Source organism: Kitasatospora sp. MY 5-36, from assembly GCF_001182915.1.
Classification (GTDB): Bacteria; Actinomycetota; Actinomycetes; order Streptomycetales; family Streptomycetaceae; genus Kitasatospora.
The window spans coordinates 1-15897 of the sequence record NZ_LFVW01000244.1; the positions used below are offsets into that span (position 1 = coordinate 1).

The following is a 15897-nucleotide window of genomic DNA, read 5'->3' on the forward strand; positions in this document are numbered from 1 at the left end:
CTGGCTTGACAACATCATTGGGAATCTCCCTTCCCCTGTGGTGCTCGTACGTGACCGGGCGGGCCCCGGCCCGCCTCGGCTCTCCTCGCTCGGCTGCGGCCCTCTCGACCTGCCTCGAATAGAGATACATCGTTTCGAGGCACATCGACAAGAGGTAACATGACGACTCCACAGGGCGCACTCCGACCGAAGGGCTCCAGCCGTGTTGACGCTCGCGATCCTCGGTTTCCTGTATGACCAGCCGCTTCACGGCTATGAGCTCAAGTCCCGGATCACCGGACTGACCGGTCATGTCCGACCGGTGAGCGACGGCGCGCTCTACCCCGCCATCGCCCGGCTGGAGAAGGCCGGACTGCTGCACCGCCGCACCGAACCGGGCAGCGGCGCCGCACCGCGGCAGACGCTGGAGCTGACGGCGCGGGGGCGGGCCGAACTGCTGCGCCGCCTGGCCGACCCGGAGCAGGCCGAGATCACCGACCAGATCCGCTTCTTCACCGTCACCACGTTCCTGCACCATCTCGCCGACCCGACCCGGCAGGCCGCCGTGCTCCGCCGCCGACTGGCCTTCCTGGACGCCCCGAGCAGCTTCTTCTACGACGGGACGGGGCAGCCGGTGACCGCCGAGCGCGAGCCGAACCCCTTCCGGCGCGGGATGCTGCTCGTCGCCCGGGCCTCCACGGCGGCCGAGCGGGCCTGGCTGTCCGAGACCGTCGCGGAGCTGGAACGGCCGGGTGGGGCGGAGCTCTCGGAAGGCTAGGTCCTCTCTTTCGGATCACGTCGGATCAGCGTGCGGCGTCGGAGTGCGTGCATCGCAAGGCGGAGGAGGGAGTCCATGCGGAGCATCGGCGACCGACGACAACGCGGCGAGGTGCGTGCTCCGGCGTCGTGCGCCCGGCATGATCCGAAAGAGAGGGCCCAGGCCGACCAGGCGATTCGGGAGCGAAAACGAAGGCGTGAACCCCTGCCGAACGGCAGAGCGAAGAGCCGGATTTAGGCCGTTCCGCATCTGGCTCTCCCCCGCCCCGGCGTCGCTATGATGATCCGCCTCACGTCCTCGGCGTCCCCCTCCGCGGGCGTGACCCGCCACCGCGCCCCGCCGTCCCCCTGGAGGCCGCCGTGCCCATGTCCGAGACCGCGGTCGAGGCCGCAGTCCACTCCGCGCCGCTGAAGCGGGACGACATTCCCGGCTGGTTCTTCAGCCTCGACCGGGCCGCCTTCAGCCACCTGCTGTCCGCCCAGACCGCGGCCGGCGTCACCGGCGACATCCTGGAGCTCGGCAGCTACCTCGGCCGCAGCGCCGTCCTGCTCGGCGACCACCTGCAGCCGGGTGAGCGGCTGACGGTCTGCGACTTGTTCGACTCCGAGGCGGGCGACGCCGACAACGCCGCCGAGATGAACATGTCCTACCGCAAGACCCTCACCCGCAGCGCCTTCGAGGCCAACTACCTCGCCTTCCACGGCGAGCTGCCCGAGATAGTGCAGGCCCCGACCTCGGTGCTGGCCGACGGCCGCGTCCGGGCGGACAGCTGCCGCTTCGTCCACGTCGACGCCTCCCACCTCTACGAGCACGTCGCCGGGGACATCGCGGTGGCCCGGGCCGCGCTCGGCGAGAACGGCGTGGTCGCCCTGGACGACTACCGCTCCGAGCACACCCCGGGCGTCTCCGCCGCGGTCTGGGAGGCGGTCTTCACCGGCGGACTGCGGCCGGTCCTGCTCACCCCGATGAAGTTCTACGGCACCTGGGGCGACGCGGCGGCCGCCCAGGCCGTCCTGCGGAAGCGCGACTGGCCGGCCGAGGGGTACACCGTCGACGAGGACACCATCGCCGGCGCCCGGGTGATGCGCCTCAACTACCAGGTCAAGGGCCCGATCCAGCGCTCCACCTCACGGCGGCTCGCCCTGGAGCTCCTGCCCCCGGTCGCGACCAAGGCCACCCGCCGAATGCTCCGGACACTGCGCGAACGCCGCGCCGCACCCCCGCTCCCGCACGCCTGACCCTCGCACACCGGGGCCCGCACCTCACCGGCCGGGCCCCGGCGCCGGCTTCGCCCCGTACACGGCCCTGCTCCCCCGAAGCCACGGCGAAGCGAGAGACAGTGCTCTGCGGTCAGAGTGGCACTCGGCCCGGGACAGCGAGGCGGGCACCGGGACTTGGCCGACCTGGAGGACGGCGACGTCGATGTGGGCCTGTTCGACGGCTTCGGGGCACACCTCGCGCTTGGCGTGCTCGGCCGGCGCCCGGTAGATGCTCGCGACGGAGGGGTTCCGCCCCTTCCGCTTGCCGGCGGGGATGATCAGGGCGGGCTGGATCTGTTCGACCGACCGCCGCCCGCGCGGCGCCGCAGGACGGTGTGCACCGTGTCGTCGGTGATGACGGGCGGTCGGCCGCTGTCCTTGCCCTTGCGGGCCGCGGTGTGCCCTTCGAGGGTGGACGCGCGGAGTGGGCGGTGCGGACGTCCGCGCTCGGCGGGTCCGGGTCGGGCGGCGCACTTCGGAGGGGCTTGCCGACAGGGGTCCGGCACCCCGTGATCGATCTTGCTCTCGCACTGGACCGTTCGCGAGAAGGCAACCCCGGTGGACACTTAGTCCAGGCTGGATATAACGTCCAATCCATGAGGAGCCCTGACGCAAGCACGGATCCGCGCGTGCAGACCTGGGCACCCTGGACTCGGCACTCGCCTCGGCCGTCCTCCACGGACCGACCCCGCCGGCCCGATGATCACCATGCTCAATGTCGACCCCGGCAGCCACGGACGAGAGCCCGGCCGATGACAGCAGAGCCACTCGAAGAGAGAACCGCGATGACGACCCACTCCGCCGGCGCCCCTGCGCTCCCCACACTCGCGAGCGACAACTCGGCCTTCTCCGGCGATGACGGGTGCATGAAATTCGAACTGGTCGAAGTGTTCGGGAATGAGCCGCTGACCGGAGGGCCACTCGGAGTGGTCACGTGCGCTGCCTCATGTGACGATGCGCTGATGCAACGCCTGGCGGCCCGCCTGGCCATGCCCGAAACCGTCTTCCTGCGCCGGGATGACGAAGGAGAGGTGGAGGTGCGGATCTTCACCCCCTACGTCGAGCTGGACTTCGCAGGTCATCCCCTCGTGGGAGCAGCCGCAGTGGCGGTGCGGCAGGGCCTGGCCCAGCCCGGCCGGGTGGCGCTGCGCACTCGGGGCGGAATCGTTCACGCGCAGGTGGGGCCGACAGGGGAAGGTGCGGTACTGGAGGAACGGGCCTGCCAGGTGGGTCCGCCCGTCGTTCCGGATCTCGTATGCGAAGCGGTTGGGCTCGCTCCGGACGCGGCAGCAGGGCCCGTGAGATTGGCATCGGCCGGGCTCGGGTTCGCCTGCCTCCCGGTGAGCGCCGCCGATCTGGAGTCGGCCGAGGCCCTGCCGCACAGGGTCGCGGCACTCGCCGAGAGGGTGCCCGGACTGGCCGGCGTCTTCGGGGTGGCAGTGTTCGTTCCGCAAATGCCCGAAGTCCGCGCTCGGGTCTTCGTTCCCGAGCCGGTTTGCGCGGAAGACCCCGCCACAGGCTCGGCCGCACTGGCAATGGCCGGATGGCTGGCGCACACGGGGCCGATCGACAAGCCCCTGGAGTTCGACATCGTCCAGGGCACCACCGAACTCGGCTTCTCCAGATTGCGGGTGGAAGTCCGCAGGAATGCCGATGGAGGCATATTCGCAAGCGTCGGCGGCGGGGTACGCACCTTGCTGAAAGGGCAGCTCATGACGGGCAAAATGGTCGACCGGGCCTGAGAACCGCTCGCCCGGCGATTCACGTGACGGCAGTCGACTCCGACAGCCCTGCCTCCGGGGCGCCGACCCCGACCACCCTGCTGGAGCGTCACAGCGTTTAGTGGATATGCATATTTGCATCTTTCATATCTTCGACATTTCTTCACTCTCGCGAGTGAATCTCACTTAAAGATTTGCCCACGGAACCTTAAAGAGCGCATAGTGATGACACCTCAGTTCGGTCTGGTAAGCACCAAGTTCAGGCAAAGTCATCCCCAGTGAGGAGAAGACCTTGTTCCACGGAAACACGGCAACGGACAGCCCCGGGCAGCGGCTGCGCGCGGAGATCGCGGGCCCGGGGGCGACGCCGCTGATCGGCGTCTACGACATGTACTCGGCCTCCATCGCGGCCGAGCACTACGACGGCATGTTCGTCTCCGGCTTCGGCTTCGCGGCCTCCTACTACGGGCTGCCGGACATCGGTTTCATCGCCTGGCCCGACATGGTGGGCTTCGTCGAACGGCTGCGCGGGGCCTTCCCTCGGCACCACCTGCTGGTCGACATCGACGACGGCTACGTCGATCCGGAGGTGGCCTGCCACGTCGTGCGCAAGCTCGAACGGATCGGCGCGTCGGGCGTGATCCTGGAGGACCAGAAGCGGCCGCGCCGCTGCGGGCACGCGGACGGCAAGCTGGTGCTCCCGCTGGAGGAGTACCTGGAGAAGCTGGAGCTCGTCCTCGCCAACCGGACGGACTTGGTGGTGGTCGCGCGCACCGACGCCACCGAGGAGGCCGACATCCTGCGCCGGGCCCGGGCGCTCGCCGCCACCGACGCCGACGTGGTGCTCGTGGACGGCGTGCGCAGCGAGGAGTGGATCCGCCGGATCCGCCGGGTGGTCGGCGACAAGCCGCTGCTGTTCAACCAGATCGCGGGCGGCAAGTCGCCCCGGCTGTCGCTCTCGGAGCTGTCGGCCCTGGGGGTGGACGTGGCCATCTACAGCACCCCGTGCTTGTTCGCCGCGCACCGGGCGATGGACGAGGCCCTGTCCGAGCTGAAGAGCGCCGACGGGCGGCTGCCCACCCCGTCCGGGGGGCGTGAGCAGGTCGGCGTGCGGGAGTCCACCGAGCTGCTGGAGCGGAACATCGCGCGCCCCAGGGGGCTGATGGCGGTGACGGCATGAGGGCCGGGCAGCTCAGGCCGGCCCGGCCCTCGCCCGCCCTGCCCTCGTCGGCCCAGCCCTCGGCGGCCGCCGCCCTGCGGGCCACCGCCCTGGGGCTGGCCGGGGCCTGCGCCCTGCTCGCGGGGGCCGCGGCGCCCGCGGCCGCCGGTGGCGGGCTGATCACGGTCGTGGACAACTCGAACGCCGACTCCTGGCTGGAGATCGACCGGACGGCCAACCTCCAGAACGGCAGCGGCTCCGCGGGCAGCGACCACGACGGCGCCGGCTCGCTGGTGGGCGGCCTGCTCGGCCCGGGTTCCTCCTCCGGGCCCGCCCTCCGCCCGGTGACGGGAGGCGGCCCGTGACCGACGGCCTGGCGCGCCCGGAGCAGCCACCAGGGCTCCGGGCGCGCGGGGAGCGGCCCCGCGGGGCAAAGGCGCTGGAGGTACGGGCGCGGACGCAACGCGGCTCCGGGCCCCGCTCCCGAAGACTGCTGCCGCGCTGGCTGGACCCGTACATGGCGGCGCTGGCCGGGACGGTCGGGCTGGCCGCGCTGTTCCCGGCCTCCGGCGCCTCGGCACGGGTCGCCGGGGTGGCCTGCGACCTCGCGGTGGCGCTGCTGTTCTTCCTCTACGGCGCCCGGCTCTCCACCCGCGAGACGCTGGCCGGGCTGCGCCACCTGCGGCTGCACGGGCTGGTGGTGGCCACCACCTTCGTCCTCTTCCCGCTGCTCGGCGTGGCCACCGCGCTGCTCACGCCCGTCCCGCTCACCGGGCCGTTGCAGACCGGGGTGCTGTTCCTCTGCCTGGTGCCCTCAACGGTGCAGTCCTCGGTGGCGCTCACCGGCGCCGCCGGGGGCAACGTCCCGGCGGCGATCTGTGCCGGCACCTACTCCAGCCTGGCGGGCCTGGTGCTGACACCGCTGCTGGCGGCCTGGCTGCTGGGTTCGCACACCGAGCTGTCCGCCGACGGGCTGCTGCGGATCGGGCTGCAGCTGCTCGCGCCCTTCCTGCTCGGGCAGGTGCTGCGGCCGTGGCTCGGCGGTCCGCTGTCCCGGCACAAACGGGTGCTCAAGCCGGTGGATCGCGGCTCGATCCTGCTGGTCGTCTACACGGCGTTCAGCGCGGCGGTGTCCCAGGGCATCTGGGGCCTGGCCACCCCGCTGGCACTGCTCGGGCTGCTCGCGGTGCTGCTCGCCCTGCTCGCCGCCGCCCTGGCGGCCACCGGGCTCGGTGCCCGGCTGCTGGGGCTCGATCGGTCGGCCACCGTGGCGGCGGTGCTCTGCGGTTCGCAGAAGAGCCTGGCCAACGGCCTGCCGATGGCGACCGTCCTGTTCGGAGCGCAAGCCGGGCTGATGGTGCTGCCGCTGATGCTCTACCACCAGCTCCAGCTGATCGTCGGCACCGTCCTCGCCGGTCGCTGGTCGCGGGCGGCGGCGGGCGGCGCGGCGCCCGGCTCGGTCCCGCCCGCGCTCACCGGTCCGGGCGCTCCGCCAGCGCCCGGGTGATCCCCCGGCGCAGCCTGGCCGAGGCCCCGGGCTGTCGGCCGAGCGGGCGCAGCCGCTCGGCCGACAGCTCCGGTCGTCGGGCCAGCTCCAGGACGGCCGCGTACGGGCGGTCGCCCTCCCGCAGGCGGTCCCCGACGAGATCGACCAGGCCGTCCAACGCCTCGCCCGTGAGGGCGGGGTGGGCCGCGAGCAAGCGAAGGAGGCGATTGTCGTTCCACACCTGCTGCCGGCGCCCGGCCAAGGCCGCCAGCAGGTCGGTGGGGGCGGCCGGGTTGTCGGCGATCGCGTGCCAGACGAACGGGTACTCGCCGATCGCCAGCCGGCGCAGGACGTCGGGATTCGAGGTCCGTTCGGCGAGCCGCCGGTAGTCGCCGCCGTCATGCAGGTGCTTGAGCGCCTCCATGTCGTCCGTCGTGTCCGTCGTGTCCGTCATGCCCATCGTGTCCGCCTCGGCCGTCACATCTGCCCCTCGCCGTCCTTCGTGCAGGGGCGCGACCCTAACAGTCCACTGATCCGCCCTCATCCCACTTCCCGGCGGGGGTGCTGAGGGCGGTGGCCGGGAGGGTGGGCAGCGGTCCCTCCGGCGGGAGCGTCCAGGCGTCCGGGTCGGGGGCGAACGGGCCGGTGCGGTCCCGGAGCTGGGCGAGGGCGAGCTCCCGGGCCCGGTCCAGCTGTCAGTGGGTGGCCTCGTCAACGACGCCGAGGCGCCGGGCCTGGGCGTACTCGTCCTCGTCCTTCCAGCTGTACGACGACAGATCGGGGGTGATCATGAGGTCCAGGAAGAGGTCGAGGGTGTCGATGCCGATGGCCGTCCGGCGGTACGGGCGCTCGAAGTTGACGTACCAGCGCAGCGGCCGGCCGTCGGGTGTCAGGAAACGGTGCACGCTGAACGGCACTCCGGCGGTGAAGCGGCTGAGCACCACGGTGTCGCGCCAGGTCCAGTAGTCGAGTTCCCAGCGGCCGGAGGCGAGGTCGTGGACGCAGTCCAGGCGCAGGGCGTCGTCTCCGGCGTGCGCTGCGACGGTCCAGCTGGCCGGGGCCAGGCTCTCCGTCCCCGGGCGGGCGGTGAGGGTCAGGACGTCGCCGTTGTCCGCGAGCACGGTGTAGGGCATGGCCGACCAGACCCGGCCGTGGGCGACGTCCCGCCGTACGGCGATGCCGCCCGGGGCGAAGACGGGAGCCGAGCCCGGGGCCGTCACCGGACGTAGTAGGCGCGGTTGTGGGCGGCGACCGGCGGGGACTGGTAGGTCCAGACCCCGGCGGCCGGGGCGTCGGCGATCAGGTGGGCGAGGTCGCGGGCGGACTCCTCGGCGGGGTTGCCGAGGTCGAGCCGGACGCGGTCGGCGGTGCGGTCGTCCAGGGCGTAGTAGCGGTAGGGCTGGTAGACGTTGAGCGGTCCGGCCAGCAGCTTGCCCTCGTCGTCGGTGCCGTAGCCGGTGATCGGGGTGTTGTTGACGGACTCGGGGGTGAGGCCCACCAGGTTCACGTCCAGGGCGAGGAGTTCCTCGTCGTGGCGGCTCAGCCCGTCCGGCCCGAGGGCGGCCCGGCGGCAGGAGACCGACCAGCGTTCGCGCACGTCGGGCGCGTTGAGGGAGGGCAGGGTGGTCTCGAACCAGCCCGGGTGCTTGGGCTCGGCGTACAGCCGGCGCCCGGCGTCGATGGCGAGCGGGTTGTCGCAGAGCACGTGCAGCCGCGCGATGCCGAGCAGCTTGGTCTGGTCGTAACCCCGGGCGTACTGGCCGTAGTTGACCACCGGCATCCGCTCCTCGGCGAAGACCGGGTGGGCGATCAGGTTGATCTCCAGCTCCTGGGTGATGCCGCCGCCGTTCGGATACTGGGCGAAGTAGAGCTGGAAGTTGAGCGAGACGCAGGCCCCGCCGTCGAAGGCGGCGACGCTCAGCCCGGGGTGGCGCTTGGCGAGCAGTTCACTCGCCCGCGCACGGTCGACCAGGTAGTCGACACCGACGTTGTGCAACGCACCGTAGTGGAAGGGCAGGTGGTACGGCTCCGGTACGGGCGGCAGCGGCAGGCCGGTCATGAGGGCTCCGAGGGCGAGGGGGACGAGGGGGACGAGGACGGCGAGGAGAACGGCAAGGGGGACGACGACGGGGTCAACGCGGGTGAGAACACGGGCGCTACGGGGACACGGCTGGCGGCCGGGGGCGCCACCGCCGCCGGGCGGTGCAGCTCCAGCAGGTCGCGGTGCATCCGCTCGGCGCTGCGCAGCGCGAGGGCGGCCATGGTGAGCGAGGGGTTGGAGGTGCCGAGGGAGGGCATCGACCCGCAGCCGACGGCGTACAGGTTGGGGTGCTCCCAGCACCGCTGCCAGTGGTCGACCACCGAGTTCGCGGGCGAGTCGCCCATGATGTGGGTACCACCGGCGTGGCCGGCGCCCCGGTAGCCGTGGACGGTTCCCCGGTGTTCGAGCCGTCCCGGCCATCCGGCCGCCGGGTAGGCGGTGTGGTCCTCGGCGCCGAGCAGCGCGAACAGCTGGTCGGAGACGGCCCGGGCCGAGGCCATGCCCTCGCGGACGTACTCGGAGACGTCGTAGCGGATGGCCGGGCTCGGCAGGCCGAGCGGGTCGCGCCGGTCCCGGTCGAGGGTGACCCGGTTGGCCGGGTCGGCGGGCTGCTCCAGCTCGAACTGGAGCGAGAACTGACGGCCCAGCCGGTCGCCGAGCCGCTCCCGGAGCTCCTTGCCCCGGAGGCCCGCCGCGAGCAGCGACGCCGCCTCGGCCTCCGGCGCGCCGCCCGCCCAGGACCAGCCCCAGTTGCCGATCTCGATCCGGAACGGTGCCCGGCGGTCCCGCCCGGGCCCGAAGCGGAACGCCTCCAGGCCGCTGGTGGAGCCGGGCCCCCGGTAGGGGCCGACCGGTCGGGGCATCAGCCCCCAGGTGAGCAGGGCCGGGTGGTCCATCAGGTTCCGGCCGACCTGGTCGCTGCGGTCGGCCAGACCGGAGAGGAGCAGCAGCCGGGCGTTCTCGATCGCGTGCGCGGCGAGGACGACCAGGTCCGCCGTCACCCGGTGGGTCGTGCCGCCCGCGAGGTACTCGACTTCCCGGGCCCGCCCGGTCTCCGGGTCGGCCAGCACCCGGCTGACGACGGCCTCCGTGCGCAGTTCGACCCCGGCCGCCCAGCGGGCCTGGGTACGCATCGGGGTGTACTTGGCCCCGCTCGGGCAGGCCGGGACACAGCTGGAACTGCCCGCGCAGAGCGGCCCGTCGGCGGAGCCGGGCCTGGTCGGCACACCGTTGCGGGCGTGCGGGGTGGCGGTGACGGCGAGCCGGGCGGGGCCGGGCACGGCGGGGTCGCGGACGGTCCGGCCGTCGAGGGCCCGGGCCAGCTGCCGGTCGAGGTAGCTGGCCGGGATGGCCCGCATCGGGAAGTCGTAGCCGTCGGGGATGGGCAGCCCGACGGCACGGCGCTGCTCCTCGGCGTCGGCGGCGACGCCGAGTTCCCGTTCGGCCTCGCGGTAGTGGGGTTCCAGGTCGTGGTAGCCGATCGGCCAGTTGCGGCCGTGGCCGAGGTCGCCGGTGCGGAAGTCCTCGGGGTGCATGCGCGGGGTGAGTCCGGTCCAGAGCAGCCCGGTGCCGCCGTTGGCGCGCAGGTAGCCGCTGGCGTAGGGCAGCGGCCCGTACTGGCGGAGGTGGCCGGTGGCGGTGAAGCCGCCGTCCGGGTTCCCGGTGAGGTCGGTGACGTCGGGTGACGGCGCCTCGGGGCTGTGCGAGTAGGGCGAGGTGGGCGGTCCGCCGCCGGCCGCGCGGTGGGCGGTGGCGGCCTCGGCGCCGGTGGGCGCGGCCCGGCCGGCCTCCAGGACGAGGACCCGCCAGCCCTGTGCGCCCAGGCGGTGGGCGACCAGTGTCCCGGCGAAGCCCGCGCCGACCACGACGGCGTCCCAACGGGCGGTCACCGGCCCTCACCGCCGTTCTCCGGTGCCACTGCCCCGGTGCCCCGCGATGCGGTGCCTCCCGACGTCCCGGCCCCGCCCAGGATCTCCGCCCCTCCCCGGGCCTCGGGGCCCGGAACCTCGGCGCCCCGGGGCGCGCCGGCCCAGCTGCCGTGCCCGGGGGCGGCGGCGCCGGGCGGGACGGCGTGGAAGGTCCGCCAGACCAGCCCCTGGTCGTGGGCACGGGCGGAGGAGGGCGCCTCGCCGGGCCAGGCGCCGACGTACCAGAGGTGGACCAGGGCGTGCTCGTCGCGGACCCGGTGGGCCAGCGTGGTGCGGTGGTGCTCGTCCGCCATGCCGGTGGAGCGCAGTTCGGGCACGTCGAAGCCGGTCAGCTCGGCGCAGACGCGGAGGAACTCGTCCGGGTCGGCCAGGGCGTCGACGTACGCCTTCGCTCCGGGGTCCCAGCGCTCCGCCAGGTCGTAGTCGGCCGGACGGTTGTCGGACACGGACACGCGTGCACCCCCACGATCGGCAACGGGTGGCCGAGGCATGACAGGCCGTACGGCGCAACGGTCCGTACGGCACGACAGGCCCCGCACAACGCGGCAGGTCCGGGGCCGCCGGTCCTCGCGGGGACGGCCCTGCCTGCCACCGCGATCCTGCCGCCCGCCCTCACCACCGGAAACGCGTTGCACGAATCTGCCCGGACTTCATCACCCTGTGCCCGGTCGGCCGTCCATCCCGATCATCCGGCGTCCGCTTCCGGTCGGCCCAGCGCCCGCACCGCCGCCAGGACGTCCAGGCCCAGCTCCGGGTCGGCGTCCTCGGGGAGGCTGACGGACAGCCGGGTGACCAGCCCCGCGTAGCGGCGGTGGATCTCCCCCGCGACCTCCTCGACCGGACCGCAGACCGCGAAGGCGTCGAACACCTCGTCGTCGATCAGCGCGGCCATCTCCGCCCAGCGCCCGCGCACCGAGTGGGTGTGCAGCTCCTCCTGGAGCCCCTCCCAGCCGTGCTGCGCCAGCACCGGGCGGTAGGCCGGCGTGGAGGCGTAGAACGCCAACCGCTCGCGGGTGGCGGCCCGGTTGGCCGCCAGCTCCTCCTCGGTGCGGCCGGTGGCGGTGAGCACGTTGCCGACGATCTCGAACGGCCGCTCCGTCCACGCGGTGCCCTCCGCCTCGGCCCGGGCCCGTTCCTCGGTCAGGCCCGGCAGCACCTGCTCGGCCAGGTAGGCGGTGGAGGAGAACGGGTGGCTCAGGAAGCCGTCGGCCACCGCCCCGGCGGTCCGGGTCATCAGCGGCCCGACGCCCGCCAGCAGGATGCGCGGCACCCCGGACGGGACCGGGTCCGGCGAGAACACCGGCGTCATCACCGTGTGGGTGTAGAACTCGCCCCGGAAGCGCAGCCGTTCGCCGGTCTGCCAGCTGTGCCAGATCGCCCGCACCGCGTGCACGTACTCGCGCATCCGGGCGGCCGGGCGGTCCCAGGGCATCCCGAAGCGCTTCTCGATGTGCGGCTTGACCTGCGAGCCCAGCCCGATGACGGCCCGTCCGCCGGAGGCCGCGTGCAGCCCCCAGGCCTGGTAGGCGAGCGTCATCGGGGTCCGCGCGAAGGCCACCGCGATGCCGGTGGCCAGCTCGATCGACTCGGTGCGGTCGGCCGCCCGGGCGAGCTGGAGGAACGGGTCGTACGCGGTCTCGGCGACCACCAGCCGGTCCATGCCCCGGCGTTCGGCCCGCTCGGCGGCGTCCAGGATGCCCGCCGGGTGTCCGGAGGCGGTGGCGTCGAGGCGCAGGGCGGCGGGTCGGAGGGCGGCGGGTCGGAGGGCGGCGGGTCGGTCCATGGCGGTGCTCCTGGTCGCGGGCGGCGGTGCTACCCGGGTAGCCTGCCACGCCTCGCCCCGGGCCCCGGGCCCCGGACCGACCGCCGCCCCCTCACCGACCGCCGACGGCACCGCCCGCACCGCCCGCACCACCCGGCGCCGCGAACAGCCGGTCCAGGTGCCGGTCGACGGCCGTGAGCACGGCGGCGGGCTCGACCACGTCCAGCTCCAGCAGCGTGGTGAACCCGGTGAGCGCGAGCAGCAGGTCCGTCTCCACCACCGGGTCGCGGTCGGCCGCGAGCTGCCTGTCGGCGATCGCCTGCCGGACGATCCGCTCGACCATCGCCCGCCCCTGGAGCAGTCCGCCGCGCGCCCGCGCGTGGACCTCCTCGTCGTGCAGCGCCTCCAGCACGTAGGCGGCGCTCATCCGGCTGGTCGCCCGCGCGTCGGCGTGCAGGGGCAGCAGCTCGACCAGCATCGCCCGCAGCACGTCGCGCGGGTGCGGCCGTTCGCCGAGCTCCGCCAGTGCCCGGCCGACCCGCAGCCCGCTCTGCTCGCCGGCGAAGTCCATCGCGAAGGTGAGCATCTGCGCCCGGGAGCCGAAGTAGTGCTGGAGCTGCCCGAGCGAGATGCCCGCCTCCTGGGCGACCTCGCGCATCGTCAGGTGCGTGGCGCCGCGCCGCTCCACGACCCGCCACAGCGCGCGGGCGATCGTCTCGCGGCGTTCCCGGTGGTCGACCTGCTTGGGCATCGGCGGCGGCTCCTCGGATTCTCCCCGCGGGCCGCGGAAACCGCGGACCCTGCGGGATCTTTTCCATACGCTTGACATAATACAGCTGACCTATAACGTGGGAAGCCTTCCGAGGGAGGAGCGTCCACATGTCGGAGCAGCCCGTCATCCGCACCACCGAAGGACTCGTCCGCGGCCGCTGGGAGCCGCGGCGCGAGCCGGAACAGCACTCGGAGCAGCACCACGAGCAGCGAGGCGGCCGGGAACTCGCCGTCTTCCGCGGCATCCGCTACGCCCAGCCGCCCGTCGGAGCCCTCCGCTTCGCCGCCCCCGCCGCCCCCGAGCCGTGGGACGGCGTCCGCGAGGCCGTCGCCTTCGGCCCCGTCGTCCCCCAGTCCGGGCCGATGCCCGCCGGGTCCGGCGAGTCGTCCGAGGACACCGACTGGCTGACGCTCGACGTCTGCACGCCCGATCCGGGCGCGGCCGGGCTGCCGGTCCTGGTCTGGATCCATGGCGGCGGGTTCATGTCCGGCACCGCCGGCGACCCGCTGTACGACCCGACCGCCCTGGCCTCCGCCGGGCTGGTCGTGGTGGCCGTCAACTACCGCGTGGGCGCCGAGGGCTTCGCCCTGCTGGAGGGCGCCCCGGCCAACCGGGCCTTCCTCGACCAGATCGCCGCCCTGCACTGGGTGCGGCGCAACATCGCCCGGTTCGGCGGGGACCCGGCCCGGGTGACCGTCGCCGGGCAGTCCGCGGGCGCCGGCTCGGTCGCCGCCCTGCTGGCGATGGACCCGGCCCGCGGCCTGTTCCGGCGGGCCGTCGCCCACTCGGTGCCGGGCAACCACTGCACCCCCGCGTTGGCCGCCGAGGTCACCGCCGAGCTCGCGAAACTGCTCGGCACCGTCCCCACCGCCGCCGCGCTGGCCGAGGTGCACCCCTGGCGCCTGGCCTCGGCGGTCACCGAGCTGAATGCCGCGCTGCCGGACCACGTCGCACGCTGGGGCCGACTGGCACGGAGCGGCATCGCCACCGTCCCGGTGGTCGACGGCGAGGTCCTGCCGGGCTCCCCGTGGTCGGCGCTGACCGCCGGCGTGGACCTGCTGGTCGGTCACACCCGGGACGAGTTCCGGCTGTTCAGCGTCCTCAGCGGCCGACACGGCGGCTTCACCGAGGAGGAGGCGCGGCGCATGCTGAAGGCGTTCGCGCCGACGCCGGGCGGCCCGGACGCCTACCGGTCCGCCCTCCCCGGCGCGACGCCCTCCGAACTCCTCGAAGCCGTCGGCTCCGACGCCCTGTTCCGGGTGCCGTCCCTCCGGCTGGCCGAGGCCAACGCGGCCGCCGGCGGCACCTCGTACCTCTTCGAGCTCGCCCTGCCCGCCCCCGCCCTCGGCGGCGTCCTCGGCGCCTGCCACGGCCTGGACGTACCGCTCGCGTTCGGCAGCCTGGACAGCCCGACGGCGCGGCAGTCGCTCGGCGACCCGCCCCCGCCGGAGGCCGTCCGGGTGTCGGCGGAGCTGCGCCGGGCCTGGGTCCGGTTCGCCACCACCGGCGACCCGGGGTGGCCCGCCTTCGATCCGGACCAGCAGCTCACCCGCGTCCTGGACGCCCGCTCGGAGACCGTCCGCTACCCGGAACAGGCCGCCCGCCGGATCTGGGCGGGGCACCCCCTCACCGCCTACGACCTGCACTGACGGCGGCCCGGCCGGGCGGGGAGCCCGAGGGCGGGCACCGAGGACGGCCGTACGGCGCGGGCACCCGCCCGCGCCGTACCCGCCGTGGGCTCCTCACCCGTTCAGGCAGCTCCCGTGCACGGGCGACCGCACGGACCGGCCGTTCCGCCGCTACTTCCCCTACTTCCCCGTGTCCTTCAGCAGCCGCAGCAGCCCGGTCGCCACCAGGGCCGAGGAGGCCGGGTTCTGACCGGTCACCAGGTTGCGGTCGACCACCGCGTGCGGCGCCCAGGGCTCGCCCTCCTCGAAGTCCACGCCGAGCCCGACCAGCCGGTCCTGGAGCAGCCACGGCGCGCGGTCCGCCAGGCCGGCCTGGGTCTCCTCGGCGTTGGTGAAGCCGGTCACCCGGTACCCGGCGAAGGGCGAGCCGCCGTCCTCGGTCCGCGCGGCGAGCAGCGCGGCCGGGCCGTGGCAGACCACTCCGAGCGGGCGCCCGGAGGCGAGCACCCGGGTGAGCAGCCGGCCGGAGTCGGCGTCGACCGCCAGGTCCTCCATCGGGCCGTGGCCACCGGGGTAGAACACGGCGTCGTAGTCGGCCGGGTCGACCTCGGCCAGCACCAGCGGCTGCCGGAACTCGGCGATCCCCGCCAGTGCCTCGGCCATCGCCGGGTCGGTCAGGCTGGCCCGGTCCGCGACCGGGACGACACCGCCGGGGGTGGCGACGGCGACCCGGTGGCCGGCCTCGGTGAAGGCGCGGTACGGGACGACCGCCTCCTCCGCCCAGAAGCCGGTCGGGTGCTCGGTGCCGTCGTTCAGGGTCCAGACCTTCGAACCGGTCAGGACGAACAGGATGTCGGCCATGGGGGTGTGCCTCCGGGGGTGCCGCGGTCTCCGCCACGACGGTCCGCCGCGGCGCTCACGCGGTCGACGCTAGACGCGCCCGGCCCGCGGGAACCAATGGGCCACGCGATGCGAGACATCGGAAGTCCGATACCTCACCCGGACCGTCGAGCCAATCGCCGCGCTCAGCGCCGAACCCACCATCGGGGCCACCATCGGGCCCGCCGCCGAGCCATCGGAATCCCGTACGCTCACGGGCATGAGCGATCGCCCGGCCACCGGCTCCGGCCCGCTGGACCTCAACCAGCTGCGGACCTTCCTCACCGTGCACCGGGCGGGCTCCTTCACCGCGGCCGCGCACCTGCTGGGCCTCTCCCAGTCCACGGTGACCGCACAGATCCGGGCACTGGAGCAGCGGCTCGGCCGGGAGCTGTTCGAACGCCGGGCCCGCGGCGTCAGCCCGCTGCCGTACGCCGACGACCTCGCCGCCCGCCTGGCCGGGCCCCTGGACCGGCTCGCGGGCCTCGCCGACGGGCGCGGCGGC

17 protein-coding genes are annotated in these 15897 nt (G+C 73.9%); 8 read left to right on the top strand and 9 right to left on the bottom strand.

The annotated features are described in order from the left end of the window. Nucleotides 1–292, bottom strand: a 292-nt coding sequence (locus AE652_RS48235; RefSeq protein ID WP_234348424.1) for a hypothetical protein, incomplete at its 3' end; no start/stop codon positions are given. On the opposite strand from AE652_RS48235, the gene AE652_RS17560 reads away from it, so the two are divergent. The 6 genes from AE652_RS17560 (at nt 203) to AE652_RS17585 (ending at nt 6403) form a co-directional block, all read left to right on the top strand. After that, nucleotides 203–757 carry a PadR family transcriptional regulator gene (locus tag AE652_RS17560; protein WP_049652481.1) on the top strand — a complete coding sequence of 185 codons (555 nt, stop codon included), beginning with the start codon at nt 203–205 and terminating at the stop codon, nt 755–757. The genes AE652_RS48235 and AE652_RS17560 overlap by 90 nt on opposite strands. Nucleotides 758–1122: 365 nt before the next feature. After that, nucleotides 1123–1995, top strand: coding sequence for a class I SAM-dependent methyltransferase (locus AE652_RS17565; protein ID WP_053112108.1), 873 nt, complete (start codon nt 1123–1125; stop codon nt 1993–1995). A gap of 887 nt (nt 1996–2882) precedes the next feature. Next, nucleotides 2883–3758 carry a PhzF family phenazine biosynthesis protein gene (locus tag AE652_RS17570; protein ID WP_159028473.1) on the top strand — a complete coding sequence of 292 codons (876 nt, stop codon included), beginning with the start codon at nt 2883–2885 and terminating at the stop codon, nt 3756–3758. A 271-nt stretch (nt 3759–4029) separates the two neighbouring features. Next, nucleotides 4030–4917, top strand: coding sequence for an oxaloacetate decarboxylase (locus AE652_RS17575; protein WP_049652485.1), 888 nt, complete (start codon nt 4030–4032; stop codon nt 4915–4917). Then, on the top strand, nt 4914–5261 hold the full coding sequence (locus AE652_RS17580; RefSeq protein ID WP_234348422.1) for a hypothetical protein: 348 nt from the start codon (nt 4914–4916) through the stop codon (nt 5259–5261). Before AE652_RS17575 ends, AE652_RS17580 begins: the two co-directional genes overlap by 4 nt. Before the next feature lie 152 nt (nt 5262–5413). Then, a complete protein-coding gene (locus AE652_RS17585; RefSeq protein WP_049652487.1) occupies nt 5414–6403 on the top strand; it encodes a bile acid:sodium symporter family protein in 990 nt (329 codons plus the stop codon). On the opposite strand, the gene AE652_RS17590 is transcribed toward AE652_RS17585, so the two are convergent. From AE652_RS17590 to AE652_RS17620, 7 genes are all read right to left on the bottom strand, one after another. Further along, entirely contained in the window at nt 6369–6836 is a 468-nt protein-coding gene (locus tag AE652_RS17590; RefSeq protein ID WP_234348423.1) for a hypothetical protein, read from the bottom strand. The genes AE652_RS17585 and AE652_RS17590 overlap by 35 nt on opposite strands. 241 nt (nt 6837–7077) lie before the next feature. Beyond that, complete coding sequence (locus tag AE652_RS17595; RefSeq protein ID WP_049652489.1) at nt 7078–7602, bottom strand: DUF402 domain-containing protein; 525 nt, start codon at nt 7600–7602, stop codon at nt 7078–7080. Then, complete coding sequence (locus AE652_RS17600; protein ID WP_049652491.1) at nt 7599–8441, bottom strand: hypothetical protein; 843 nt, start codon at nt 8439–8441, stop codon at nt 7599–7601. Before AE652_RS17600 ends, AE652_RS17595 begins: the two co-directional genes overlap by 4 nt. Then, on the bottom strand, nt 8438–10312 hold the full coding sequence (locus AE652_RS17605) for a GMC family oxidoreductase (protein WP_063780177.1): 1875 nt from the start codon (nt 10310–10312) through the stop codon (nt 8438–8440). The genes AE652_RS17600 and AE652_RS17605 overlap by 4 nt, the downstream gene beginning before the upstream one ends. Beyond that, entirely contained in the window at nt 10309–10803 is a 495-nt protein-coding gene (locus AE652_RS47400) for a hypothetical protein (RefSeq protein ID WP_049652494.1), read from the bottom strand. Before AE652_RS47400 ends, AE652_RS17605 begins: the two co-directional genes overlap by 4 nt. Before the next feature lie 233 nt (nt 10804–11036). Continuing rightward, nucleotides 11037–12134, bottom strand: a complete 1098-nt coding sequence (locus AE652_RS17615; RefSeq protein WP_107086466.1) for a TIGR03617 family F420-dependent LLM class oxidoreductase — start codon at nt 12132–12134, stop codon at nt 11037–11039. 91 nt (nt 12135–12225) lie between these two features. Beyond that, entirely contained in the window at nt 12226–12864 is a 639-nt protein-coding gene (locus tag AE652_RS17620) for a TetR/AcrR family transcriptional regulator (RefSeq protein ID WP_049652498.1), read from the bottom strand. A 128-nt stretch (nt 12865–12992) separates the two neighbouring features. Between AE652_RS17620 and AE652_RS17625 the strand changes: the two genes are divergently transcribed. Next, entirely contained in the window at nt 12993–14534 is a 1542-nt protein-coding gene (locus tag AE652_RS17625) for a carboxylesterase/lipase family protein (RefSeq protein WP_049652502.1), read from the top strand. A gap of 159 nt (nt 14535–14693) precedes the next feature. Here the strand turns inward: AE652_RS17625 and AE652_RS17630 are convergent, their stop codons facing one another. Further along, nucleotides 14694–15374, bottom strand: a complete 681-nt coding sequence (locus AE652_RS17630; protein WP_049652504.1) for a type 1 glutamine amidotransferase domain-containing protein — start codon at nt 15372–15374, stop codon at nt 14694–14696. A 238-nt stretch (nt 15375–15612) separates the two neighbouring features. On the opposite strand from AE652_RS17630, the gene AE652_RS17635 reads away from it, so the two are divergent. Then, nucleotides 15613–15897 (top strand): LysR family transcriptional regulator (locus AE652_RS17635; RefSeq protein ID WP_049652505.1); only part of this gene is annotated, 285 nt, incomplete at its 3' end.